Consider the following 386-nt stretch of genomic DNA (forward strand, 5'->3'; position numbering starts at 1 on the left):
GACGAGGACGTCGAACCGCTTGCCCGGGGCGAGCCGGCCGATCCCGCCGACGACGTACGCGCCCTCGGGCAGGCCGAGGTGCTCGCGGGTGCGCTCGCGCCGTTGACGGTCGAAGCGGAAGCGGTCCAGGTCGATGCCGTTCGGGATGACCTCGATGCGGGGCGCGGGCACGCCCCAGTGCTTCAGCCGGTCGGCCACCGCCGGGGAGACGGCGACCGTCGCCGAGCCCAGGCGCTCACTGGCGAGGTACAGCGCGCGCACCCCCGCCGTCAGCCTGCGGCCCTCCATCTGCGAGTCGCCCAGGGAGTGTTCGGTGGCGACGACCGCGCGGACCCCGGCGAGGCGGGCGGCGAGCCGGCCGTGGACGCAGGCCCGGTACAGGTGGG

At 76.2% G+C, this 386-nt stretch carries 1 protein-coding gene; it reads right to left on the reverse strand.

The features are described from left to right. On the reverse strand, positions 1 to 386 hold a 386-nt coding region (locus C1I98_RS40165), incomplete at both ends, for a glycosyltransferase (RefSeq protein ID WP_146607992.1).

Source organism: Spongiactinospora gelatinilytica (assembly GCF_003236385.1).
GTDB lineage: Bacteria > Actinomycetota > Actinomycetes > Streptosporangiales > Streptosporangiaceae > Spongiactinospora > Spongiactinospora gelatinilytica.